Annotated in this window: 18 protein-coding genes; 11 read left to right on the top strand and 7 right to left on the bottom strand. The window is 70.9% G+C overall.

Annotated features, from left to right (window positions below; genetic code table 11):
• Window positions 1-142: 142 nt before the first annotated feature.
• The 3 genes from KPL59_RS05045 (at window position 143) to KPL59_RS05035 (ending at window position 1,632) form a co-directional block, all read left to right on the top strand.
• Window positions 143-562, top strand: a complete 420-nt coding sequence (locus KPL59_RS05045) for a PEP-utilizing enzyme (protein ID WP_226351416.1) — start codon at window positions 143-145, stop codon at window positions 560-562.
• A gap of 54 nt (window positions 563-616) precedes the next feature.
• Window positions 617-775, top strand: coding sequence for a hypothetical protein (locus tag KPL59_RS05040; RefSeq protein WP_226360080.1), 159 nt, complete (start codon window positions 617-619; stop codon window positions 773-775).
• 92 nt (window positions 776-867) lie between these two features.
• Window positions 868-1,632, top strand: coding sequence for a transposase (locus tag KPL59_RS05035; protein ID WP_226359656.1), 765 nt, complete (start codon window positions 868-870; stop codon window positions 1,630-1,632).
• Here the strand turns inward: KPL59_RS05035 and KPL59_RS05030 are convergent.
• Complete coding sequence (locus KPL59_RS05030; protein WP_226360079.1) at window positions 1,625-2,650, bottom strand: RHS repeat-associated core domain-containing protein; 1,026 nt, start codon at window positions 2,648-2,650, stop codon at window positions 1,625-1,627. The genes KPL59_RS05035 and KPL59_RS05030 overlap by 8 nt on opposite strands.
• Window positions 2,651-2,659: 9 nt before the next feature.
• Here KPL59_RS05030 and KPL59_RS05025 point away from each other — a divergent pair, with 9 nt between their 5' ends.
• On the top strand, window positions 2,660-2,893 hold the full coding sequence (locus KPL59_RS05025; RefSeq protein ID WP_226360078.1) for a hypothetical protein: 234 nt from the start codon (window positions 2,660-2,662) through the stop codon (window positions 2,891-2,893).
• On the opposite strand, the gene KPL59_RS05020 is transcribed toward KPL59_RS05025, so the two are convergent.
• From KPL59_RS05020 to KPL59_RS05000, 5 genes are all read right to left on the bottom strand, one after another.
• On the bottom strand, window positions 2,861-7,120 hold the full coding sequence (locus KPL59_RS05020) for a hypothetical protein (RefSeq protein WP_226360077.1): 4,260 nt from the start codon (window positions 7,118-7,120) through the stop codon (window positions 2,861-2,863). The two genes, KPL59_RS05025 and KPL59_RS05020, sit on opposite strands and share 33 nt — an antisense overlap.
• A gap of 106 nt (window positions 7,121-7,226) precedes the next feature.
• Window positions 7,227-7,991 carry a transposase gene (locus tag KPL59_RS05015; RefSeq protein WP_226360076.1) on the bottom strand — a complete coding sequence of 255 codons (765 nt, stop codon included), beginning with the start codon at window positions 7,989-7,991 and terminating at the stop codon, window positions 7,227-7,229.
• Window positions 7,992-8,083: 92 nt separating this feature from the next.
• A complete protein-coding gene (locus KPL59_RS05010) occupies window positions 8,084-10,054 on the bottom strand; it encodes a DNRLRE domain-containing protein (protein WP_226360075.1) in 1,971 nt (656 codons plus the stop codon).
• 747 nt (window positions 10,055-10,801) lie between these two features.
• Complete coding sequence (locus tag KPL59_RS05005) at window positions 10,802-11,311, bottom strand: hypothetical protein (RefSeq protein ID WP_226360074.1); 510 nt, start codon at window positions 11,309-11,311, stop codon at window positions 10,802-10,804.
• Between the two features lie 254 nt (window positions 11,312-11,565).
• Window positions 11,566-12,129, bottom strand: coding sequence for a CGNR zinc finger domain-containing protein (locus KPL59_RS05000; protein ID WP_308187831.1), 564 nt, complete (start codon window positions 12,127-12,129; stop codon window positions 11,566-11,568).
• A gap of 113 nt (window positions 12,130-12,242) precedes the next feature.
• Between KPL59_RS05000 and KPL59_RS04995 the strand changes: the two genes are divergently transcribed.
• Complete coding sequence (locus KPL59_RS04995) at window positions 12,243-13,352, top strand: epoxide hydrolase family protein (protein WP_226360072.1); 1,110 nt, start codon at window positions 12,243-12,245, stop codon at window positions 13,350-13,352.
• Between the two features lie 63 nt (window positions 13,353-13,415).
• On the opposite strand, the gene KPL59_RS04990 is transcribed toward KPL59_RS04995, so the two are convergent.
• Complete coding sequence (locus KPL59_RS04990) at window positions 13,416-14,339, bottom strand: helix-turn-helix domain-containing protein (protein ID WP_158071454.1); 924 nt, start codon at window positions 14,337-14,339, stop codon at window positions 13,416-13,418.
• 112 nt (window positions 14,340-14,451) lie between these two features.
• On the opposite strand from KPL59_RS04990, the gene KPL59_RS04985 reads away from it, so the two are divergent.
• The 6 genes from KPL59_RS04985 (at window position 14,452) to KPL59_RS04960 (ending at window position 24,916) form a co-directional block, all read left to right on the top strand.
• Window positions 14,452-14,964 carry a group 1 truncated hemoglobin gene (locus tag KPL59_RS04985; protein WP_226360071.1) on the top strand — a complete coding sequence of 171 codons (513 nt, stop codon included), beginning with the start codon at window positions 14,452-14,454 and terminating at the stop codon, window positions 14,962-14,964.
• A 20-nt stretch (window positions 14,965-14,984) separates the two neighbouring features.
• Window positions 14,985-15,236 carry a ferredoxin gene (locus KPL59_RS04980; protein WP_075334157.1) on the top strand — a complete coding sequence of 84 codons (252 nt, stop codon included), beginning with the start codon at window positions 14,985-14,987 and terminating at the stop codon, window positions 15,234-15,236.
• A gap of 288 nt (window positions 15,237-15,524) precedes the next feature.
• The gene (locus KPL59_RS04975; RefSeq protein WP_226360070.1) at window positions 15,525-16,943 is read left to right on the top strand and encodes an acyltransferase domain-containing protein; all 1,419 of its coding nucleotides are present in this window, start codon (window positions 15,525-15,527) and stop codon (window positions 16,941-16,943) included.
• The gene (locus KPL59_RS04970; RefSeq protein WP_226360069.1) at window positions 16,940-22,705 is read left to right on the top strand and encodes an SDR family oxidoreductase; all 5,766 of its coding nucleotides are present in this window, start codon (window positions 16,940-16,942) and stop codon (window positions 22,703-22,705) included. The genes KPL59_RS04975 and KPL59_RS04970 overlap by 4 nt, the downstream gene beginning before the upstream one ends.
• A gap of 10 nt (window positions 22,706-22,715) precedes the next feature.
• Window positions 22,716-23,708 (top strand): 3-oxoacyl-[acyl-carrier-protein] synthase III C-terminal domain-containing protein, encoded by a 993-nt coding sequence (locus tag KPL59_RS36725; RefSeq protein WP_226350743.1) that lies wholly within the window; start codon window positions 22,716-22,718, stop codon window positions 23,706-23,708.
• Window positions 23,705-24,916 (top strand): cytochrome P450, encoded by a 1,212-nt coding sequence (locus KPL59_RS04960; RefSeq protein ID WP_226360068.1) that lies wholly within the window; start codon window positions 23,705-23,707, stop codon window positions 24,914-24,916. Before KPL59_RS36725 ends, KPL59_RS04960 begins: the two co-directional genes overlap by 4 nt.
• Window positions 24,917-24,922: the final 6 nt, after the last annotated feature.

Below are 24,922 nucleotides of genomic sequence, written 5' to 3'. Positions count from 1 at the left end.
ACAAGCTCACTGGTCAGTTTTGTCCACGGGTTCCATCGGAGTGGTGAGTGATTGACGGCACTGTGACCCGCACAACGTCGAGGTGCCGGGACCGGCAGACCCGCGAGTTGCGACAGTCATCCGAGTTCAAGGAGGAACTTCCATGGCCGACGTCCTGGCCGAGGGCTTCAACGTCTTCGACACCGGCAAGTCCCCGAGCGGAACCGTCAAGTACCTGCAGTCCCCGGCGGACGTCATCTCCCTCATCCAGTCCGGGAAGCTCGCCGAGCACATCCTGCTCGTGCAGGGTGGGACGACCACGTTCCTCGCACCGGCGCTCAGCATGGGCGCGATCGGCGTGATCACCATGTCCGGCGCCCCGGAGTCGCACCTGGGGATCCTGTCGCGCGAGTTCCAGACGCCCTGCGTGATGACCGCCCACCTCACCGACAGCGAGTCGCGCTACGTCGTCGGCAGCACCGACCCCTCGCACTTCGACGAGATCGCCACGGCCCTCGACGGGCGCAAGGTCCGGCTCGACTGCACCGACAACGAGGTCGGCCGGGTCGTCGCCGACGACTGACCGCAGCCACCCCTTCCACGACGCCGGCGAACCGCGACAGAGGAGCACAGCGCAGTGACCACGACCGAGGGCAAGAAGGCGACCTACAAGCACCGGTACGAGGAGGGCGACGACGGCCTCCGGTTCCAGGACCTCACCTACACCGGCAACTTCGTCGGCCTTGATCCCGTCACCGACGGGATCAAGGAGGCTTATTCAGGCCCCGTGAAATAACGATCTAGCCCGGCGTGTCGGGTTGGGCGACAGCCCGTCCATCGCGAAGATTGGTTTGCCGAATCAATCCGAGATGAACGGGCTGCCGCAGTATGTACTATACCACTGGTTTCCGGCGTGATGAAATTCAGGATCTTGTCGCTATAGTGTATGAGCAGGATCAGCGGGACGCGACGGAGGCACGTTTGTCTTGGCCGCCGGTTCTGGGGTTGTTCTGGTCGGTGGTGATCACGTTGGCGTATCTGCGCGGGAATCGTGTGCAGTGGGAGTTGGCGGAAACCTATGGGGTGTCGCAGTCGACGGTTAGTCGAGCGATCACGGGGGTGACACCGTTGCTGGCACAGGCGCTGCGGAGTGTCGTTCCGACGGCAGAGGAGCTTCGTGCCGATCGGCAGTACATCATCGATGGAACCTTGCTGCCCTGCTGGTCATGGGCCGCGGTGCCGGGTCTGTGGTCGGGCAAGCATCGCACCACCGGCGTCGTCGTCCAGGTCGCAGCCACCCTGGAAGGGCAGCTGTCGTGGATCTCCGACCCGACCCCAGGCTCCCGACACGACCTATATTGCCTCGACCAATCCGGCGCCCTCGACCACCTCGCCACATACCCCCCGATCGGCGATAAAGGATACATCGGGCGCGGCATGCTCACCCCGTTCAAAAAACCACCCGGCCGGGAACTTCTCAACTGGCAAAAAACATTCAACAAGAGCCTCAACCACACACGCGCCACCATCGAACGAGTCATCGCCCATATCAAAACGTGGAAAGTTCTCCACACAGACTACCGGCGGCCCTACGCCACATTTAAAACGACAATCTCGGCAGTCATCGGACTCATCTTCTACACACTTACCTGACGGAGCCTGAATAAGCCTCCTGGACGACGCCCGAGGTGACCGTGAAAGTGTGGAAGCCGTTCACGGTCAGGTTGAAAACCGCGATGTTTGGTCGGATTCCCAGCTGGGATACGGAAGTAACTCGATGGCCGGATGCAAGATCGCCTGCGCGTACTTCGCCAGCGCTAACCCACCCGCGTTCGTCAATCCAGATTGGGTGCTCTTGCGTAGCGATAATGGGTCGGACTGCTCCCGCTGCAGCGAGTGACACTAGATTCTTTTCACCGTGACCGGAGATCACGTTTACCACGGGCTCGACTGTGCTCGCTCCGGTCACTGGGTCTGAGGATGCAACCAGGTCGCCAATCTGTACCGCAGAGATCGGGAGAGTGGTTCCGTCAGCCATCAGAACTCGTGTTTCTGGGCTGAATGAGTTGGGGAGTCGGCAGCTTCGAGCGGCAGGCCGGAATCGCCGCGCTGCGCCTGAACCGACTTTTCGTCCCCACTTAGCGGAAGCTTTGACAACCCGGAGGTCGATGCGGACCGCAGCGCCGCCGCCGACGAAGTTCGCAGCCCCTACAAGGGCCATCTCGCCGGCCTTGCGCCAGTTTCCAGTGGCCGCGTAGGCACCAGCGGCTACACCTGCGCCGATAACGCCGATGGGGCCCGGGATCCAGGACGCGAGTTCGCCGACCTGCGCAGCCACGCGGGCGACAGAGCGGAAAGCGGATCGCCAGCTCCATCTGCCGTCGAGGTCGGTGCAGTTGACAGGGTCGCCGCTGCAGTAGTCGTAGGCGGTAGCGTTGCCCCCGGGCTCGGGATCGACCTGGAAGAAGCGCCCCGAAGCTGGGTCGTAGACGCGTGCGCCCATGAGAACGGTGTCGCCGAGGGTTTCGCTCGAGCGCTGCTTCCCGCCGAGCCAGCTGTAGCGGGCTGTTACAGCTGCCGGGGTGTCGCTGGAGGGTGTCCCAAACTCGTCGCTGTCGAGGACCGTCGCTGCGCCACTGGTGCCGGCCGAGTCAACCGGCAGGGTGGTCATCACGTCGCCGTGCAGAGAAAGAAGTTGGAGAGTGATATTGCCATCGATCCCGGTTGTTGCGGCGAGGTCGCCATCGGGGCCTTCGATATTGCGGGTGAGATTCTCGGGCTGGGTGATGTCTTCAGCGATCCACCTCGGCTCGTCATTGTCTGCGCCGTAGTGGTTGATCTTGGAGGCTTATTCAGGGTGATCATGAAGCGAGGTGCTTCCTCAGGTCAGCGCCTCAACGCAGCAGCCTGTTGAACGTCCCTGAATAAGCCTCTTGGTGTAGTTATTCAGCCAGGCGCCGTTGACGTTGCGTTCGCTGGTGATCTGGCGGAAACGGTGTCCGGGGTCGAGTGACCAGGACATCCGCTGGTCGCCCTGCTGCTGCCTGGCAACGAGGTCGTTGGTGTAGTAGCTGCTGGCCAGCCCGGATGGAGTATCCGTGATGCGGCCGAAGGCGTCGTAGATGTAACCGGCGTCAGTGATGCGGTCAGCGGAGTCGTAAGTGTGTGTCTCAGATTGCGCGGTGTCCCCGGAGGCCGGGCACGCACCGGCAGAGGATCCGATGCGAGTTGTCTTTCCGGTTCGGTTGGATCGGCGGTCGTAAGTATAGTCGCGAATCGTGCAGGCACTCGTCGAGAGTGAGGCCTGAGTGGCGCTGGTCAGTCGCCCCCAGCGGTCGTAGGTGAAGGTCTTGTTTGAGCCGGGGCCTGTGAGGGAGATGGTCTCTCCACGCAGGTTCTCGACACTGTTCGACGACGCGACGATCATGGCGTCGCTGGAGCGAACGTAGGTTCGTCCAGTGACATCTCCCGCGGGGTCTTGCGTGCTCAGCATCCGGATGCCGCCCGGAAGACCTTGTTCGAGGAGCTGCCCGTCGGGGCCATAGCGGGCGGTGAAGGTTCCGGCAACGCTGTCTGTCATCGACGTCAGCAGGCCACGAGGGTCGACGGTGCGGTCGTAAGTGAACTCCTGTGTGGTGCCGATGCTGTCGGTGACCTTGGCGGGCTTTCCGAACTTGTCGAACTCAGTGGTCGTGGTGGCGCCGTCGGCGTCGGTGTAGCTGCGGACCCGGCCGAGCAGGTCGTAACCCCGGGTGATGGTCGATCCGTCGGGCAACGACGTGGTGGTTGCGTCGCCGGTGACAGGGTCGTAGGAGGTGGTCACCTTGCCGATGGGAGTGCCGATATCGCCCGTGAGTTCCACGGCGGTGATGCGATCGGCAGCGTCGAAGGTAGTGATGGTGGTGCGGGTCTTGCCCGCGACGGTCTCGGAGATCCGGTCGGCTTCGCCGAAGCGGTTGTAGGACTCGACCCGCTTGGAGGGCAGGGTGCTGGTCATCCGTGCAGCGTCGTGCCCGGTGACCGCACCTCCCACGGTGGAGAGGCAGGGTGAGCCCGCCCACTCGGGCCGGTTACCGCAGGCGGTATCGGCGGAGTTGGCGCCGGCGCTGTAGAAGACGGCCTTGGTGGTTCCGGCGTCGGTGCCGGTGGCGTCGATCTTGCGGGACTCGACGGCGCGGCCGCGGTCGTCGAGCTTGACCTGGGTGGTCAGGGGCGCTCCGGTGGGGCCTTCGGCGTCGAGGATGGTGCTGGTCGCGGCGCGCATGGCCCAGCCGGAGACGCCGCCGAGGGTGGCGTCGTAGCCGGTCTTGGTGACGCGGACGTCCTGGAGGCCGGTCATGCCGACGACCTGGGCGCCGCTGCGTTGGGTGGTGATCAGGTGGTAGTTGGTGCCGTCGGGTTTGCCTTCGTCGTAGGTGTTCACGATCTGGGCGCGTGCGTTGACGAGTTCGTCGGGGTCGGCGTTGAAAGCCAGGCGCTGGAGCGGGGCGAGGGTGGCGAGTAGGTCGGTGCCGTCACCGGAGTAGGTGCTCTGGGTGTCGAGCCAGGTCGCGCGGGTGCGGGTGTCGTACTGGGCGAGGCCGAGGTCGGCGAGCTTGGTGTCGGAGTCGGGTAGCTGCCCGAGCGCGAGCGCCCGGTTGGAGGCTTCGAGGACGCGGGTGGTGTTGCCGAAGCGGTCGTACTCGGTGGTGTCGATGTAGCCGCCGGGTGTGGCGGTGTTGACCTCCCGTGCCGCGGCGTTGAGGTAGTGGACGGTGGCGGCGCCGTAGCCGTCGGGGCCCGGGGTCGTGGGTGTTGCGGTCGGGTCGTCGACGGGGTCCTCGGGTCCGAACACCGCGGTGGCGTCGGTGGGCACGTCGGCCTGGGACCAGGCCGCCGTGGAGGGGCCGTCGAGGTCATACGGGCCGCCGGCACCGCGGGTGAGAGGGACGTTGTAGACGATGGTGGTGGCGATCTCGTCGTCGAGCTGGTCGGCCGTGCCGGGGACGAGGCTGGGGCGGCGGACCTTGAGCAGCCGGCCCGGGTTGGTGTCGGGGACCGGCGAGATCCCGAGGGTGCCGGCGGCGCCGTAGTCGTAGTTCCACGGCAGCTCACCGGTGGAGGATGCCGAGGTGACGCGGCCGTCGGCGTCGTAGCTGTAGACGGTCTTGATGGGCTGCGGCAGGCGTGGGTCCCATGCTTCGCGTAGCCGGCCGAACTCGTCGTAGTTGTAGCGGGCGACGTCGATCTTCTCCATCGCCCCGTTGGCGGGGTTGGTGGTCCATGCGGCGACGGAGCGGATCTGTCCGGCGGTGTCGCCGAGCTGCCCGGGCGCGGCGGTGGTGGCGGTGGCGTAGGAGTACTCGAGTGCTTCGCAGCCTCGGGCGGGGGTGGTGGTGGCGCAGTCGCCGATGCCGGTCTCGGTGGGTGCGATGACGCGGCGGACGCGCACGACGTCGTCGACGGTCTCGTAGACGTAGCGGGTGGTGGCGGCCTGGATCGGCGGCGCGGTGGAGGAGACCAGGTAGGGCCCGGTGTTCGCGGCGCGGTCGAAGGTGGTCAGGGTGCCGTCGGTGTCAGCGAGGACGAAGGTGGTGCCCTGCTGGGTGAGGGTGAGGTCCTCTGCGCCGGGTTCAGGGAAGTAGGTCCCGTTCGCGGCGCGGGTGAACCACAGTTTCCCCCCGTCGACGCCGTCGATCTGTACGACGTTGTCGAGGTCGACGGTCAGCCGGGAGTAGGCGATGTCGGCGGCTTCGACGGAGGTGCCACCGAGCCACTGGGGCCCGAAGGGGGCGACGAGTTCGCGCACGGACAGGTCGTCGACCAGGATCGACTTGCCGGAGCCGGGTGCTTGGCCGTTGTAGAGGCGGATGAACGCCTCGGTGGCGCCTGCGGGGATCGGGGCGTCGGCTTTGAGTTCGACCCAGGCGTCGGTGACGGTCGGTTTCGGGGTGGAGATTGCCTGGTAGGCGCCGGCGGCGTTCTTGATGACCAGGGTGATGGTCTGGCCGCGTGGGTCGGGCGGGTTGATGCCGGTGGCGGCGGGGACATACATCCAGCCCGAGACGCGGTAGAGGCGTCCGGCGCGCATCCCGAGGCGCATCGCGCCGGCGTCGGCCTCGATCGCGGCGAAGGTGTCGGTGCCGGTCCCGGTGGCGGGTGGGGTGATCTGCAGGGACTCGGTGCTCTCGTGGCCGCGGTCGGTCACCCGGGCCAGCGTCGAGGCGGTGGGCACGAACCCGGCGGTGTCGGTGCTGATCTTCTGCTGGTTGACGGTGAGGCGTTCGCGCTGGGGTTGGTAACCGGCGCGGGGGTCGCGCGAGGAGGCGGAGCGGGTGACTGACAGGCCGAACTCTTCGGCGTCGGTGGAGGACTGGCTCAGGTCACCGGTGAGCAGGTTCAGCGATGCTCCGCCGATGTCTTCGGCTTCGGCGCCGTCGGCGTCGGGGTCGACGATCGCGGTCTGCCACGCCGTGGAGTACGGGTTGGTGCCTTGGGCGTCGTTGGCGAGGATGGCCTTGACCTGCACGACGCCGGTGACCGAGCCGAGGGTGTCTGTCGCGGTCCAGACCGCGAGCCCGCCCGGGGCGGGTCCGCCGAGGGAGGCGACCGGGACGAAGCCGGGGTCCATCGGTGCGCCGTCGCCGCGGCGTAGGTGCGGGGTGGGGATGTCGGCCTCGATCGCTGCGCCGGGGCCGCGACGCCACAGGAACTTCACGTGGGTGAGCTCGGGCGGGGCCTGGACTTGAATCGGGAGGCGGGACACGGTGCGCTGGGACTCGGTGGGTTGCAGAAGCCCGGCGCGGCCGACGTTGAACCGCCACGCGACGACTGCGGACAGGTTCCCGGCGCGGTCCTTGCTGCGCACGTTGAGCACGTGCGACCCGTCGGTCGGCGGGGTGATCGATGCGGTCGCGACGCCGGAGCTGTTCGCGGCGACCTCGGTGGCCGGGGTGGTGTCCAGGCCGTAGACGAACCCGGTCACATCCGGGGAGTTCGAGGGGCGGGTGAAGGTGAACGACCCGGCCTGTCCGGCGCCCTTGTTCCAGCTGCCGTCGGCGGGGTAGTCGCTGGAGGTGACCAGCGGTGCGCCGGGGGCGGTGGTGTCGACGGTGAAGTTCAGCCACTGGACCGTCGCACCTGCGTAGGGGCTGAGGACCATCTTCCAGGTCTGGCAGTTGTTGGAGACCCGTTCCCAGATGACCAGCCTGGTGCCGTTGGTGGTCGAGCAGCTCTGGTCGAGGACCTTGAGGCTTATTCAGGCTCCGTCAGGTAAGTGTGTAGAAGATGAGTCCGATGACTGCCGAGATTGTCGTTTTAAATGTGGCGTAGGGCCGCCGGTAGTCTGTGTGGAGAACTTTCCACGTTTTGATATGGGCGATGACTCGTTCGATGGTGGCGCGTGTGTGGTTGAGGCTCTTGTTGAATGTTTTTTGCCAGTCGAGAAGTTCCCGGCCGGGTGGTTTTTTGAACGGGGTGAGCATGCCGCGCCCGATGTATCCTTTATCGCCGATCGGGGGGTATGCGGCGAGGTGGTCGAGGGCGCCGGATTGGTCGAGGCAATATAGGTCGTGTCGGGAGCCTGGGGTCGGGTCGGAGATCCACGACAGCTGCCCTTCCAGGGTGGCTGCGACCTGGACGACGACGCCGGTGGTGCGATGCTTGCCCGACCACAGACCCGGCACCGCGGCCCATGACCAGCAGGGCAGCAAGGTTCCATCGATGATGTACTGCCGATCGGCACGAAGCTCCTCTGCCGTCGGAACGACACTCCGCAGCGCCTGTGCCAGCAACGGTGTCACCCCCGTGATCGCTCGACTAACCGTCGACTGCGACACCCCATAGGTTTCCGCCAACTCCCACTGCACACGATTCCCGCGCAGATACGCCAACGTGATCACCACCGACCAGAACAACCCCAGAACCGGCGGCCAAGACAAACGTGCCTCCGTCGCGTCCCGCTGATCCTGCTCATACACTATAGCGACAAGATCCTGAATTTCATCACGCCGGAAACCAGTGGTATAGTACATACTGCGGCAGCCCGTTCATCTCGGATTGATTCGGCAAACCAATATTCGCGATGGACGGGCTGTCGCCCAACCCGACACGCCGGGCTAGATCGTTATTTCACGGGGCCTGAATAAGCCTCCTTGTTCGCGTTCTTCACGGCGAACTTGTAGATGCCGTTGGTGGCGCCCTGGCGCTCGATGCGCCATTTCTGGCAGTCGCCGTTCACCTGGTCGTAGGTGGAGATCGGGTTGCCGTTGGCGGTGGCGCAGTTGGTGTTGTCGATGACCTGTCCGGAATGGCGGACCCGGAACTGGTAGAAGCCGTCGCCGGTGCCCCAGGGGAAGAATTTCTGGCATTCGGCGCCGTTGCCGGGCCATTGGTTGATGGGGGAGCCGTTGGTCTTCGCGCAGCCGCCGACGTCGGCGAACTGGCCGGATCTCTCCGAGCGCAGGGCGACCCAGCCGTCGTCGGCGATGTTGCGGGACCCGTCGATCGTGGTCGCCCGGAACCGGTAGGTTTTGCCCTCCTGCAGCAGCCCTGCTGGGACCTTCCACTGGGCGACGCTGCCCGAGGGCACCCCGGAGCGCCAGTAGTCGGTGATCAGGGTGTCGCCCTCGTAGATGTAGAAGGCGGCGGTGACCGCGTCGCCGTCGGGGTCGACCGGGGTGAACGACAGCGTCGGGGTCAGCGAGCGGGTGTAGACCGCGCTGTTGGTGCCGCCGCGGTCGGAGACGTTCAGGCCGGTGGCGGGCTTGGGGCGGGTGTTGTAGGTGACCGTCAGGTGCGGGGTCGCGCCGCCCTCGGCGCTGGAGAACTTCTTCCACCCCAGGGTGTCGGACTCGTTCTCGGCCTTGAGGACCATCGACCCGGTCGCGACGTTGATCGAGGCCCAGTAGTCCAGCAGGCGGGTCACGTCGGTCTGGGTCCAGGTCGGGCCGCAGGCGTTGTTGCCGCGGGTCACGTTCGACACGGCCCAGCGGGTGTAGGGGTTGGGCTGGTTCGACCAGCGGGTCCCGGTCCCGGCCAGCGCGGTGTCCCAGACCTCCCAGTTGCGGGGCTGACAGCCCGAGGAGTGGATCGCGTACAGGTTCAGGTTGGACTGCAGGACCTTGTTCCCGCGGAAACGGGAGACGTCGAAGTGCAGGTAGGAGCGGGCTTTGGTGGTGCCGCCGTCGTAGGTGCCCAGGCGGAGCTCGGTCTGCCCGGACTGGTCGGTGTTGGCGATGTTGGACTGGGTGAAGGTGTCGAAGTTCGTCCAGATGGTGATGCCCGGGTCGATCGTCACCGGGTACTGGCGGGCCGGGTCGGCGAGGAACGCGGCGTCCGCGGTCACCGTCGCGGCGACCACTCCGGTTCCGGGGGCTCCCTGACCGGGGGCGCTGGGCTGGGAGCGCTGCTGCTCGGTCTGGGGCGGTGCGCGCCCCGAGGGCTTGTCCAGCTCGAGGGTGCCGATCTTCTTCACCGTCGCGGGGCTGCCGGAGGCCTCGTCGACGCGGGCGTCCCACATCATCGGGCCGGGGAGCGCGCCGATCACGCTGCCGTCGTCGTCGATGATCTGGGTGTTGCCGTCGGCGTCCGCGCGGGTCTGCACGCCCTTCGCCCGGATCGGCAGGGTGAAGCTCAGGTCCCCTGCCGCGGGGCGGGACTTCACCACGAAGAACTGCTCGAACCCGGTTCGGGTCGCCTTCACCTGCAGGTCCACCCCGGGGCGCACCTCCGGGTAGGTCGCCACGTTCCCGGTCAGTACCGGGGCCGGGAGCTTCCCGGGATACTGGACCGCGACCTCACCGGCTGCGCCGGTCACCGCCGCCAGGTCCTGGGCCTTCCCGTCCTGCCCACCAGCACCGGCGAGCACCAGGCCGCGGGGGTGCGCCCCGGGGCGGACCTTGCCGTCCGCGCCGGCCACCAGATCCAGGTTCAGCGGCACCCAGCCGCCCTCACGCTGCACACGGATCGGGCCCGCGTTGAGCTCGGTGGTCTGCGAACCGTCTGGGTTCGCCCACGTCGTCTCGGTCTCGGTGCGCTCGGACAGCGCCTCGATCCGCCGGTTCTGCAGCCGTGCGGTCACCCGCGCCGAGTCCACGTCCGCAGCCTCGGCAGGGCCCAGTCGCTGCGCAGCCGTCACTTCCGGAGCTGGCGCCGCCGAGGCTTCCGACGGGTCCAGCACGATGACCACACCAATGGCCACGATGAACGCCAGAAACGTCGACATGATCCGCATGCCGGGATGCCACCCCGACTCGTCACTGCCGATCGCCAGGAAGAACGAGAAACGTGAAGGACGAACCGGATCCACTGTAGCCACCCAGAAAGCCGGACCACGGAATCCAATTCCGGATCGACCAGCAGGACACGTTCACCGAGCAACGGAAGCTAAGCCGGAGAACAGGGAGGCTTATTCAGGGTGATCATGAAGTGCGGTGTTTCTCCAGGTCGGGACCGCAGCGAGGTAGCCCGCCAGGCGGCCCTGAATAAGCCTCAGGGTGAAGCGCACTCACCCCAAGGGCTACGAACAGGACCGAAATCGACGACCCCACCAGTCACCTCAGTCCCAAGTGGACGTGCGCAACCCCCGATCGTGTCGTTTGGACGATCGCGAGGCGGTAACCCTCGACGCCGCCAAGGACTGTGTGACAACGCAACTGTCGCGTTCGGACACTGCGGGCACCGACTGCGCGGCAGCGCGACCGGGATGTGTGGGTGCCGGCGGGGAGTCCGAGCACGCGTCCTCGGCTGCCCACACGGGCGGGCCGCACGGTGGCTGACGAGCTCCGGGACGTCCGTCGAGCGCTCAGTGACAACGACTCCGGCCGCCCGCTCGCGGTCGGCGCTACCCCACCAGACGGGCCACCGTCGCCGCCCCGGCGATGACGGCCGGTAGCCCGAACATGGCCGCCAGACCCCCGGGGCTCAGCTGTTCACGGACGTGGAACATGTAGTCCCCCCACCCCTCGGCCTGCTCGGTCCCGCGGATCACGATCCAGGACGGCCGCCACCAGCAGATGACGAGCCAGTCGACGATCACCAGGTCGATCAGGCAGAACGCGAAGAACGTCGCGAACGCCATCCCGTAGGCCTGCAGGAAGCCCTCCGCCCGCACACCGTCGATCCAGGTCCAGGTCGTGACGAACACGGATCCGAGCAGCGTGACCAGGAAGATCGTCGAGAGGACGATCCCGCGTCGGCGCTCCGCGGGGGTGAACTCGGGCAACAACGCCTTCACGTCGTCCGGGACGTCCCCGGCGAGCGCCGCGAACCCCCATCTGGCGGTGACGAACAGCGCTGCCGTGGGGATCAGCAGCAGCGGCAGTCCGACTCCGACGACATGGTTCCACCACATGACGACTCCTCACTCGGTCGACTCGGTACGACTCCTCTCCGCCAGTCCGGGACCGATGAGCATGCCGGACGCGAGTGGTCGGACGGGTGTTCCGTGCGACACGGCCGGCCCCGCACCGTGGCTGCCGACGGCGCAGTGCACCGTGCCCTCACGGGGCAAGGCCCGGGCTCTGCCGGGACATCGCCCGGCAGTGGGTCGACCTGCGCGCCCAGTCCGGTGCGGAGCACGTGTCTCGGTGGCCACCCGGCAGCGGGTCAGTCGGTGACCACTCCGCCCGAGTCGCCGCCGGGACCACCGACCGCCGGTCGTCGGCGGCTCCGGTAGGCGGCGACGCTGGCGCGGTGGGCGCAGGTCCGTGTGCAGTACTGCTTCGAGCCGTTGCGGGAGAGGTCCACGAACGTGGCCCGGCACGACGCCCCGGCGCAGACCCCCAGGCGGTCGGGGCCGAGCGTGGTGATCACGGCCGCGAGCGCCCCGAGGGTGACGGCGGCCAGGTGGGCCGCAGGGCGGTCGGCGTCGGCGACGACGTCGGCCCACCATCCGTCCTCGTCCCGGCGGATCGTGGGGACGACGCGGTGGTGACGTAGTCCGGCGTTGACGATCTCCGCGGCGCGGTCGGCGTCGGCGCCGGCCGTCTCGAGCACGGTGCGCACCGTCGCGCGCACCGCCCGGACCTCCGTGAGGTCGGCGTCGGTGAGCGGAGGCGACGTATCGCGCTCAACGGCCGGCAGATGGTCGACGAGGAAGGTCCGCAGCTGCGGCAGGGTCTCGAGATCGTCCTCGCCACGGACCGGCCGCCAGGTGTTGGCCAGGTCCACCGCCGTGGCCACCCTGGCCGGGGTGTAACACGCATTCCGCATTCGACGTATCTCCCGGCGCCTTCTATCGTGACACTCGTAGCGGCTCTAGCGTGTCACAGGAAGGGGGCGACGTGGCTGTCGAACGGTTCGAGGTCACCGTCACCGACGCCGAGATCGCCGATCTGCGCGACCGGCTGCGTCGGACACGCTGGCCCGAGCGCGAGCCGGTGGCGGACCGGTCGCAGGGCCTGCCGCTCGCCGAGGCGCAGGAGCTGTGCCGCAGCTGGGCCGAGGACTACGACTTCGGGTTCGCCGAGCGGGTGAACGCCTTCCCGCAGTTCCGCACGACGATCGACGGCCTCGGCATCCACTTCCTGCACGTCCGTTCGCCCGAGCCGACCGCGTTCCCGCTGGTCCTCACGCACGGATGGCCGGGATCGGTGCTCGAGTTCCTCGATGTGCTGGGCCCGCTGACCGACCCGCGCGCGCACGGCGGGGACCCGGCCGACGCGTTCCACGTCGTCGCGCCGTCGCTGCCCGGCTACGGATGGAGCGACAAACCCGCGACGACCGGCTGGGGTGTCGAGCGCACGGCCCGTGCCTGGGACGCGGTGATGGTCTCGCTGGGCTATCCGCGCTACGGAGCCCAGGGCGGTGACTGGGGCTCGGCGGTGTCCGGCGCGTTGGGCGAGGTGGCCCCCGACCGGGTCGCCGGCGTCCACGTCAACCTCGGCTCGGTCGCGCTGGGCGGGTTCGACGACCCGACGCCGGCGGAGCGCGCCGCCGCGGAGGCCGAGCAGGAGTTCGCCCGCTCCGGTCGGGGCTACTCGGCGCTGCAGTCGACCCGCCCGCAGACGATCGGCTACGCCCTCACCGACTCTCCCGCAGGTCAGGCCGCCTGGATCGCCGAGAAGTACCTGGCCTGGACCGACGGGACGAGCGCGGTGCCACGACGGGCGCTCCTCGACGAGATCTCGGTCTACTGGTTCACCGCCTCGGCCACCTCGTCGGCGCGCCTGTACTGGGAGAGCTTCGCCCGGTTCCGCGGCCCGGTGCACGCACCGTCCGGACTGTCGGTCTACCCGCACGACATCACCCGCCCCTCGCGACGGGAGGCCGAGCGACGGTTCACTGACCTGCGCTGGTTCGCCGAGCTCCCGCACGGCGGCCACTTCGCGGCGCTGGAACAGCCGGCGTCGTTCGTCGAGCAGGTGCGCGGCTTCTTCCGTCTCGTCCGGTGAGCGGTGCTGCGCGGCGTGGCCTCCCGGCCTCGGGCGGCCGGTGCGGGCCGGTCGTCCCGGTGGTCACCGGTTCCTGAACTCGCGTGGTGAGACGCCGAACCGCCGGTGGAACACCCGGCTGAAGTGCGCCGGATCGGGCAGTCCGCACCGACGCCCGATCGTGGCGACGGACTCGCGGCGACTCCCCGGGGAGGTGAGCGCCCGCACCGCCGCCTGCAATCGCTCCTCCCGGATGAGAGCGGCGACCGTGTGCTCCTCACCGGCGAAGACCCGGTGCAGATGGCTCACGGAGATGCCGCACGCCGCGGCGATCGTCGCGGGGGACAGGTCCGGGTCCCGGAAGTGACGCCGGACGAGGGCACGGACGAGGGCGACGGGGACCCGGGAGGGCTCGCCGGCCGGGGCGGTGGGGACCAGGCGGGAGACCGCGGCCAGCAGCGGCTCCTGCAGGGCCAGGGCGTCCTCCGGGTCGGCCCAGGTCCGGTCGGGCAGGACGAGGGAGTCCACGAGGTGGCGCACCGCCCCGGCCAGACCGTCGCGGGCGGACCCGGGCCGGACCGTGCAGGTGGTGTCCACTCCGTCGGGCAGCCCCAGGAGGCCCTTGGGCATGAGCAGGATCGTGTAGTCGAGGGAGCCCCGGGTGCGGAACTCGAAGGGTCGGGCACTGTCGTAGAGCAGGAAGTCCCCGGGCGTGAGCGTCGCCGTCCGCCCGTCCTGCTCGACGACCGTCGTGCCGCGGTTGACGAAGAGGAGGTTGAGCTCCTCGGGGTCGCCACCCCGCCGGATGTCGCTGTCCCGGCGCCGGAACGTGTGCTCCGTCCCGGCGATGCGTCGGACCCTGGTGTCGCCGATCTCGCGGAACCGGATCCGCCCCTGCACCTGCTGGCTCGCCGGGACGACCAGGAGCGGCACGAAGCGGTCGCACACGCACTCGTGCCAGTACTCCAGTCGCTCGCGGGCGGGAACGACCCTGGTGTCGACCTCCACACCGACCAGTGGACCACCGGGCGCGCCGGTGGGGGTTGCAGCGGCGTGACATGTCTTGTCAATGCGTCGCCTCACGTTGACGCATCGAGAGTCGAGGTCGGAGGGTCGCGCCATGACCGACGCAGCAGACCCCACCACCACGACCCCCACCACCGACGACCGGCCGCTCTACGACCGCCTGGGCGGCTTGCCGGTCGTCACCTTCCTGGCCAAGACGCTCGTGCAGCGGGCCATGCTCAACCCCACCATCGGCCACATCTGGAACCACAAGACCCAGTCCGAGGTGCAGGAGGAGATCACCAGCTTCGTGGAGTTCCTCGGGGAGCACTGGGGCGGCCCGCACACCTACACCGGCCGCGACATGGCCACCGCGCACCGCGGGATGGGCGTCACGGAGGAGTACTGGACCGCGCTCTTCGACGAGATCGTCACGCCCGCCTACGCCGAGTTCGGCCTCCCCGAGCGCGAGGCGAAGGAGATCGACGAGTTCCTCCGCTCGTTCAAGGACGTCGTCGTCGGCAGCCCCACGTTCAAGGACGTCCTCGTCGCGAACCCCGAGATGGACGTGTTGGCCGACATGGAGAGCGTGGGCGTGCACTGGCCTGCTTCCCGCGCCGCGGGCTGACGAGGCACCGGGAGCACTGCATGGGTGAGCACCACAGGGGTGAGAACGGACGCGACGGCGACCCGACGGCGTGGCGGATCGACGTGTCACGGGGCTGCATCTCCGCGGGTCTGTGCCTGGCGATCGCGCCGGACCACTTCGAGTTCGTGGGGGTCCGGGCCCGGCCCACCGGCGAACCGCTCGACGAGGAGGGCGCCGCGGCGGTCCTCGACGCCGCGGACCGGTGCCCGGCCGCCGCCATCACGGTGGTCACCGGGTCGTCCCCGGCCTGAGCCGTCCGGCGCGCGCAGGGACCGACCTCCGCGGGCCGGCACGATGCCCGCGACCACCTGGTCCGCACCGGCGACCCGGCCGCGCAGTGGGAGGGGCGGGCGTGCCCGGGGACGCCCCGCCCGCCCCTCCGTGCGCCGGCGGACGCCCCTGCCACCACGTCGGACGGGGCGGCGCCCGGCTGCTTCTTCTTGTGATCACCAAGGATTCTTGTGATCACTAAGGAAAGTCCGGGCGGTCGTCCTCGACGATCGGAGGTGTTCGGCCTGTCCAACCGAGAGGGACGACGCGTGAACACCAACCCTGTCCTCGTCATGCCCGGAACGGTGCCCGCGCCGCGCGGCGGGATCCTGCACGATCTGCACGCCCGGCACGACGGCGTACGCGAGGTACTCGCCCGGATCGACGAGGCCGCCCGCGGCCTGGACCTCCCCGCGGTGTCGCCACGGCTCGTCGAGGGCGGCGAGGTGGCTCCCGGGCGGGGCCCCGACCTGCAGTACGTGGAGATCTTCGCGGTCAGCATCGCCACCCACCGCGCGCTGGTCGGGACGGGTGTCGAGCCGGCGGCCCTCGTCGGCCAGAGCGTGGGGGAGCTGTGGGCGCTCGCCGCGGCCGGGTACATCTCGGTCGAGGACACGGTCCGGCTCGCGGTGGCCCGGTCCCGCGCCCTCACCCGGCAGGACTGGCAGGGCACGATGATCGCCGTCGGGGTGGACGGCCGCCGGGCCGAGCACCTCGCCGGCCTCTTCGGACACCCCGATCTGGTGCTGGCCTGTGAGAACGCGCCGCACCAGAGTGTGCTGAGCGGGCCGACCGCGCTCACCGCCGACATCGAACGGGTGGCCGCGGCGGCGGGCTGGCCCACGAACCGGCTCGACGTGCCCCACCCCACGCACTCGCCCGCACTGGCCCGGTCGGCCAGGGAGCTCCGCGCCGATGCGCCCCGTGTGCCCTACGGCGGTGGCCGGGTGCGGGTGTGCTCGCCGTGGCTGGGCCGTGACGTCGCCGACGACGATCCCGTGGAGCTCATGGCCGGTGCCCTCACCGCCCGCGTGCGCATCCTGGACACGATCCGCGAGCTGCACGCCTCCGGCGCGGACGTGTTCGTCGAGTGCGGCGAGCGTGCGGTCGTCGCGAAGATGATCCAGGCGAGCGTTCCGGGCGTGCGGTGCACCGTGCCGTTGGCCGAGCGCGACGCCCCCGCCGTCCTGGCCGGGCTCACGACCGGCACCCCGTCACGGAACGGCGCGCACCCGGGTGTCCCGGTCGTCGTGCGCCCCGAGTCGACCGTCGCCGTACCCACCCCCGCGACGGACCCGCCGGCCGCGGTCCGGCCACCGTCGCCGGCCGCGGTGGCCACACCGGCGGCGCGCCCCGAGCCGGTCGAACCCGCCCCGGCCCCCTCCGCCCCGGCCCTCTCCGGCGGAGCCCCCTCCGCCGGGGCCCGCGACTACGACGCCGTCCTGGCGCAGTTGCGTGACCTCTACGGCGGCTACCTCGGCTACCCGCCGGACCTCCTCGGCGAGGACGACAGCCTGGAGGCCGACCTCGGCGTCGAGTCCCTCAAGCAGGTCGCACTGCTGGGTCAGGTCGCGGACCTGTTCAACCTGCCCGACCTGCGCTCGAACGCCTCGTTGCTGGGCTTCGGCTCACTGCGGCGCATCGCACCCGCCGTCGTGGCCGGCGGAGCGGTCGGCGAGGCTGCGTGAACGGGCACGAGGGCTCCCCGGACGACCTGACGGGGCGGATCGCGCTGGTCACCGGCGCGGCACGCAGTCTGGGTGCCGACATCGTGCGGAGCCTGGCCCGCCGGGGCGCGCACGTGATCGTCAACTACTTCCACTCGGTCGAGGCGGCCCGGGAGCTGGAGGCGGAGCTGTGTGCCGCAGGCCGTTCCTGCGAGTTCATCCGCGCCTCGGTGGCCAAGACCGCCGAGGTGGACCGGATGTTCGACCTCGTCCGGGAGCGGCACGGTGGCCTCGACATCCTGGTGAACAACGCCGCGGCCGGCGCCTTCCTCCCGCTGCTCGACGTCGACGACGTCTACTGGGAACGGGCCTGGCGCACCAACGTCATGGGGCCCTACCACTGCGCGCGGCGGGCGGCCGAGCTGATGGACGGCCGTCCGGGCGCGGCGGTGCTGTGCCTGTCCGCCGTGGGGTCCCACCTGCCGGTGCCCGGCTACGGGCCCGGGGGCGTGACGAAGGCGGCCGCCGAGTCGCTGGTCCGCTACCTGGCGCTGGAGCTGGCCCCGCGGGGGATCCGGGTGAACACGGTCCTGCTGGGCTCGGTGGCGAGCGACATCGTGAGATCACTCGCCGACCCGGACACGATCGGTGACCGCTCCGACGACGAGCGGCTGCTCCGACGCACGATCTCGACGCCGGACGCGGCCGACCTGATCTGCCACTTCCTGCACCCGCACGCCGGGTTCGTCACCGGGCAGACCCTCGTCGCCGGCGGCGGCATCGGCCTCACCGGGATGCAGACGCTCCAGCTGCACAGCAACCTCGCCGCGCACGCCGCTCCCGTCCGGGGGACGTCGCCCGCACCCGCCGGACCGCCGAGCGGGGACCCCGAGCCGGCGGAGACCGTGGCCGGGTCCCCCTCCGAGGAGCCCCGCACCGACACCGACACCGTCGCTGCCGACGACGACGCCGTCGCCGTCGTCGGGATCGGGGTGGCGCTGCCCGGCGCGAACGACCGGCGCGAGCTGTGGGACCGGCTGCGCGAGGCCACGCTGCAGGCGAGCGAACCGACCGGCTTCGCGCTCGAGCACTTCCACGCCTCCGACCCCACGGTGCCCGACCGCTTCCACGCCCGCCGGGCCGGCTATCTCAGCGGCTTCGTCCCGGATCCGCGCTCGCTCAGCGAGCCACACGGACTGCGCGACCACCCCGGGGTGGCACCGACCGCGCGCTGGTTGCGGCACTGCGCCGTCCAGGCACTCGACGGGGTGCGCCGCGGAGCGGGTGACCGGTGGCTCGCCGTCACCACGGGAGCGCACGACCACATCGGGCTCGGCGACCGGGCCCCGGTGCTGGGGGCGCAGTACGCGAGCATGCTCCGCGGGGCCACGGCAGCCGACCCGGACGGTGACTGGCTCGGTGAGATGGCCGAGCACGCGGTGCTCGCCCACTACTCCGGCAGCGGTGCCGACCCGCTCATGCACCAGCCCGCGTCCGTCTCACGGATGGCACTCGGCGGGCTCGTGCCCGACGACGCCCGCCACCTCACGCTCGATGCAGCCTGCGCCAGCGGCCTCTACGTGCTCGACGCCGCCGTGAAGGCACTGCGGGAGGGCTCCTGCGACGTGGCGCTCGCCGGCGGCACCTCGGTGGCCGAGCCGACCCTGCTGACCCTGTTCTGCAAGGCCCAGGGCATCACCCCCAGCGTCCGGGTGCGCCCATTCGACCGGGACGCGGACGGGACGCTGCTCGCCGAGGGTGCGGTGGCGCTCGTGCTGAAGACCCACGCGAGGGCCGTCGCGGACGGCGACGAGATCCTGGGGCTGGTGCTCGGCACCGGCCTGGCCGCCGACGGCCGGGGCAAGGGCATCCACGCCCCGGCCGAACGCGGTCAGGAACTGGCGATCTCCCGCGCCTGGTCCGACGCCGGTGTCGGAGCGGACGACCTCGACTGGGTCGTGGCCCACGGCACCGGCACACCGACCGGTGACGAGGTCGAGGTCCGAGCCCTGCTGGCGCGGCTCGGGCAGGGCCCGCGCACCTGCCTGCTCAGCTCCAACAAGCAGGTCTTCGGCCACACCGGTGTGCTCGCGGGGCTCGTCTCGGTGGCGCACGCGCTCACCGCGATCGAGCACGGGGCGATCCCGGCCCAGACGGACCGGATCGTCCCGCACGCGCTGCTGGACGGGGAGGAACGGCTCGGGGTGCCCGTCACCGAGGTCGACTGGCGGCCCTCGGACCGGCCACGTGTCGTCGGCGTCTCGTCGTTCGGGCTCGGTGGCGCCGACGCGCACGCCGTGCTGGCCGACCGCGTCCCGACCCCGCGGCCCGCCAGGGCGATCCCGGAGGACCTCGTCGTCGTCGGCTGGAACACACACCTGCCCGGCTCCGACCGCGACGCGACCGCTGCCTGGCTGGCGGGTACCGGGCCCGGTCCCTCGGCGGGGTTCGGCGACCCGTACCCCGCCTCGTCGCCGCGCGAGGTGCGGATCCCGCCGCGCACCACCGCGCACATGGACCCGAGCCACCTGATGATGCTGCAGGCGGTGGACCCGCTGCTGGCGCAGCTGGGCGACGCGGCCGCGGACCTGCGTCCCGACACCGCGCTGCTGATCGGGTCGGCGCTGCCCAGCAGGCACGCCACCCGGATGGCCGTGCGGGTGCACGCCGCCGAGTGCGCCGACGCGCTCGGGCTGCTGCCCGACCCCGACATGGTCGCGACGCTGCGTGAGCGGCTCGCCGCCGCCGTCGACGCGTCCGCTCCCGACATCAGCGAGGACGACTTCACCGGTGCCGTCTCCTGCATCGCGGCCGGCCGGGTGACCAACTACGACGACCTGCAGGGATTCGGCGTCGCCGTCTACGACCACCGGGATTCCGGCACCGCCGCACTCGACCTCGCGATGCGTCAGCTCCGCCACGGGGCCTGCGAGCTGGCGCTGGTGGGGGCCGTGAGTGTGGCACCGGTCCGGGGCTGGGACGGACATCTCGGTCCGCTCGTACCGGACGGGGCGACGATCGCGGAGGGCGCCGCCGTCGTGGCACTGGCCCGGCGCTCGACCGCCGAGCACCACGGTCTGCCGATCCTGGGAACGGTCGCGACGGCCGGTCCGGCGGCGGTGCCGCCCGCGCCCCCGGCGCCCGGTCGCACCTACCTCGCCGTCGACGCGCTGTTCGCGCTGCTGCACGGTGTCGTCACCGGCCGCGGGACGATCGTCGGCGCGAGCGACCCGGCCACACCGGGCCTGCGCTTCACCGGTGTACGGCCCGCCGACGCACCGGAACCCGACATCGGTGCCCGGGGCACGGTGGACCTCGTCGACATACCCGTCCCGACCGGGGCGACCCCGCCGCACCCGGTCCCGCCGGGCACCGTCGTCGTCACCGACTCCACGGACGTCGTGGCCGCGCTGGAGGGCTGCGTCGACGTCGCCGTGTGGACGACCGACGCCGTCGCCGCGGAGGACGCGGCCGGCGCGCTCGCGGAGCTCCCGTTCGTCCCGGCCCACGTGCGGGTACTGACGCGGTTCACCGACCGCGGTGACGCCCCCACCGACGCCCTGCGCGCCGAGACGCTGCAGGACCTGCTCCTGACCACGACCCAGGCCCTGCTCCCGGCCCTGCGCAACGGCGGAACCGTCGGCGCCGCGCTGCTCGACGCCCTGCCCGGCGACCGTCCGCACCCGCTCGCCGGTCTGTTCACCGGGTTCGTCCGCTCGGTCCGCGCCGAGATCACCCAGTGCGGGGGAGCCGCGCTGCTCACCGCGGCGCCCGACGCGCTGACCGCGCTGCACCAGCTGGCCCGCGCGAGCGGCGACGCCGGTCCGCTGCACACGGTCGCGGCCCGCGGGGACGGGAGCTGGGCCCGGATGGACGTCTGCCCGGACGGCGTGCCCGCCGGCCCGGGCGGGACCCCGCTGGCCCCGGGCTCGGTCGTCGTCGCGTTCGGCGGCGCGCGCGGGATCACGCCGGAGCTGCTGCACGCGCTCGCCGTCCGCGTCGAGCGGCCGCACGTCTACCTGATCGGCCGCACCCCGGTCCCGGACGGCCCGCCCACCGAGCCGGCACCTCAGGCGGAGTTCATCGCCGAGCAGCGACGCCTGCATCCCGAGCTGAGCCTGCGCGAACTCAAGGCGCGGTACGACCGTCTCGACGCCGCCCGGGAGGTACGGGCGACACTGCGGCGGCTCGCCGAGGTCTGCGGTCCCGACCGCGTGCACCACCGCGTCTGCGACGTGCTCGACGGCGAGGCCACCACCGCCGTCCTCGACGAGATCCACGACCGGCACGGCCGCGTCGACCTCGTGGTGAACGCCGTGCTCGACCTGCGTCCCCGCGCGCTGCACGCCAAGGCGCTCGCCGACTTCCGGGCCGTGCGGGCCACGAAGGCCACCGGCTACCGCAACCTGAAGCACGCCCTCGCCGGACGACCACCGACGATCCTCGCCACCTTCAGCACCCTCGCCACGGTCGCGCCGGCGCCCGGCGACGTCGACTACTGCGCGGTGAACTCCTACCTCGAGTACGCCACGGCCGCCGCCAACCGGGGCCTGCCCACGGGGCACCGGGAGATCGCGATCCTCTGGAGCGGCTGGAAGGACGTCGGCGTGGCCAGCGGCGTCGCCATGGAGGAGACGCTGCGGCGCAACAACATGGACGCCTACATCACGCCGGCCCAGGGGTGCGCGCAGTTCCTCTCGTCGCTGGCCCACCCGCCGGCGAACGGACTGACGTTCTTCCTGCGCGGGCCGGAACGGGCCATGCTCGCCCGCCGGGGCATCGGACCGGACGCCCCGCCGATGCCGCCCCCCGACGTCCCGCCCCCCGACGTACCGGGTCCGGAACCGGCCTCGCCGCTCCTCGACGGCATCACGATGGAGGGCCGGTCCTGGGTGGTCGCGACGAAGACGTGGGACCCCCGCACGCTCGACGAGCGGGACGGGCGGTGGATGCGCCACCACCGGGTCAACGGCGCCGTCGTGCTCCCCGGCACGTTCGCGCTCGAGGCCGCCGCGGCCGCCGCGACCCGGCTTCGACCGGACATGGTCGTCACCGGTTTCCGTGACCTCGCCTGCCACGCCTCGGTGACGGTGCGGCCCGACGGTCCTCCCCGCACCGTCACGGTCTCCGCGCGGGTGACGACCGAGGATCCCGCGGGCGCCCGGGTGTCGGTCCGGGTCACGACGAACCGGGTCAGCGCGACCGGCAAGGTGCTCCGGTTCGGCGACCTCTGCTACGAGGCGGACGTCCTGCTCGCCCCGGTCCGCCCCCACCTCGGCCCGGCGCCGGACCTGCGGGCGCACACCCCCGTCCCGGGGTTCCGGATGCCGATCTACGACGGACATCCCGTACTGGCGCTGAGCGGGCCGTTCGCCGGGACCTCGGCCCACGCCCACGGGCCGGGCGGGACGAGTGCACTGTTCTCGTTCGACCACGCGGGGTTCTCGGCCGAGCTCGGCGGGACGACGGTGCCCTCGATCCTGATCGACGCGCTCGCCCACCTGCTGCTCGTGCCGCGGGACGGGGCCGAGGGCGAACCACCGGTGCCGGGCCCCCTCGCCGGTATCGCCGAGGTCGATCTGGGGTGTGCCGGCAACGACTGCGACCTCGCCGCTCGCCACCCGGTCGTCCGGCTCGGCAACGACACCGCGTCCGGAGTGCTCACCGCGGCCGCCGACGACCGGGTGCTGGTCCGGGTCCGCGGCGTCACCGCCTTCTCGAGCAGCGAACCGGGGCGCCTGGTCCGTCCGGGAGCCGACGACCACCGGCCCGTCCCCGCCTGAGGAGGCACTCGTGCTCTGGTCCGACGTGAACATCGCGGGCAGCGGGTCGTGGATCCCGCCCATCCGGCCGCGGGCAGGTGCCCGGCCGGACACCCCCTCGGCGGCCGACGCCAACGGGTTCGGCTCCGCCGCCGTGGCCACGGGCGACACGGCCGTCGGGATGGCGGCACGCGCAGCGCTGAAGGCGCTGCGGCACGCCGGTGCCGTCGGCTCCGACCTGAGCCTGCTCGTGCACGCGAGCTTCCAGGACGTCGACCACTACACCCCCTCGCCCTACCTGCTGCGCGCCCTGGGCACCACGGTGGCGACGGGGATGGAGATCGGCGCCGCGAGTGACGGCGGTGCGGCCGCGCTGGTCACGGCGGCCGAGCACCTCACCGCACGGCCGGACGCACGGGCGGCGATGGTCACCGCGGGGTCCCGCTTCCCCGCCGAACGCTGGGACTTCGTCCACGAGATCGGCTACCTCGCCGGTGACGCGGGCGGGGCCGCGGTGCTCACCCGCGCGCCGGGCCGGGCCCGGCTGGTGGCGACCGCCCACGCCGCGGTGCCCCGTCTGGAGGAGATGAGCAGGGCCGCGGCCGGCGTGGCGGGCGGGGCGACGGGCCGGCGCATGGCGGTCGAGGAGACGGGGCTCGCCCCGCACGTCACCTCCCTGCAGGAGGCCACGCGCTCCTGCGTCGAGCAGGTGCTGGACGAGGCCGGTCTCGCACCGGCGGACGTCGCGCACATCGCCGTCGTCGCGATCGGGTCGGCGGTGCTGGACGTCCTGCTGTCGGGGCCACCGTTGCACGCCCGTGCGGCCGACACGAGCTGGACGTTCGGACGCCACGTCGCCCATGCCGGACCGTGCGACCTGCTGCTGGCCGTCGACCGGCTGCTCCGCGGCGGGACGGTCGTGCCCGGCGACCGCGTGCTCGTGGTGAGCTTCGGCCTCGGGTTCCGCTGGACCGCCGCGGTCCTGGAGATCACCGCGCCCGTCCCCGGACGGACCGCGGCATGACCGCCCCGATCCCCGAGTTCCCCCTGCCGCGTGCGGCCGGCTGCCCGTTCGACCCGCCGCCGGAGCTGCTCGGACTGCACGCGCGCGGGCCGGTCGGCCGGGTCCGCATCTGGGACGGCAGCACGCCGTGGTTCGTCACCGGACACGCGCTGCAGCGCGAGCTGCTCAGCGACCCGCGGGTCAGCGCCGACCCCACCCACGACGGCTATCCGCACGTCACGGCAGGGATCAAGGCACGCCACGCCGACGCGCGCTCCTTCATCACCATGGACGATCCGGAGCACCGGCGGCTGCGCCGGATGCTGACCAGCCCGTTCGCCGTACGGCGGGTCGAGGCCCTCCGGCCCACGATCCGGCGGATCGTCGACGAGCGGATCGACGCGATCCTCGACGGACCGCGTCCCGTCGACCTCGTCACGGCCTTCGCACTGTCCGTGCCGACGATGGTGATCTGCGAGTTGCTCGGGGTGCCCTACGCCGACCACGAGTTCTTCCAGCGGTCGAGCCACGTGCTCATCCACCGGTACTCGACGGTGGAGCAGGTGCTCGCGGCGCAGCGCGGGCTGGTCGGGTACCTGGAGGACCTGATCGCGCGGCGGCTCACCGACCCGGCCGAGGACATCCTGTCGCGGATGGCGGCCCGGCACGTCGCCACTGGGGAGCTGACCTCGTCCGAGCTGGCGTCGATGCTCCTGCTGATCCTCGTCGCCGGTCACGAGACCACGGCCAACATGATCGCGCTGGGTACGCTCGCGCTGCTCGGCCACCCCGAGCAGCTCGCGGCGTTGCGCACCACCGAGGACCCCGCGCTGGTGGTGGGCGCGACCGAGGAGCTCCTGCGGTACCTGCCCATCGTGCACTCCGCGCGGCGCCGGGTGGCGCTGGCCGACATCGAGCTCCCCGACGGGACCACGGTCCGCGCCGGCGACGGCATCGTGCTGCCCAACGACGTCGGCAACCGCGACCCCGAGGCCTTCCCCGACGCCGAGCGGCTCGACATCCGCCGCGACGCCCGGCACCACGTCGCGTTCGGCTTCGGCCCGCACCAGTGCCTGGGGCAGCCGCTCGTGCGGGTCGAGCTGCAGGTCGTCTACGGCACGCTCTACCGCCGCATCCCCACCCTGCGCCTCGCCGTCGAGCCGTCCGAGGTGCGGTTCAAGCACGACGGCCTGATCTACGGCGTCCACGACCTGCCCGTCACGTGGTGACCGGAC

Origin of the sequence: Pseudonocardia sp. ICBG1142 (assembly GCF_020496255.1) — a bacterium.
In the GTDB taxonomy this organism is placed as follows: domain Bacteria; phylum Actinomycetota; class Actinomycetes; order Mycobacteriales; family Pseudonocardiaceae; genus Pseudonocardia.
Note: the sequence above shows the minus strand (reverse complement) of the source record. Positions and strands in the feature narration are given on the sequence as shown.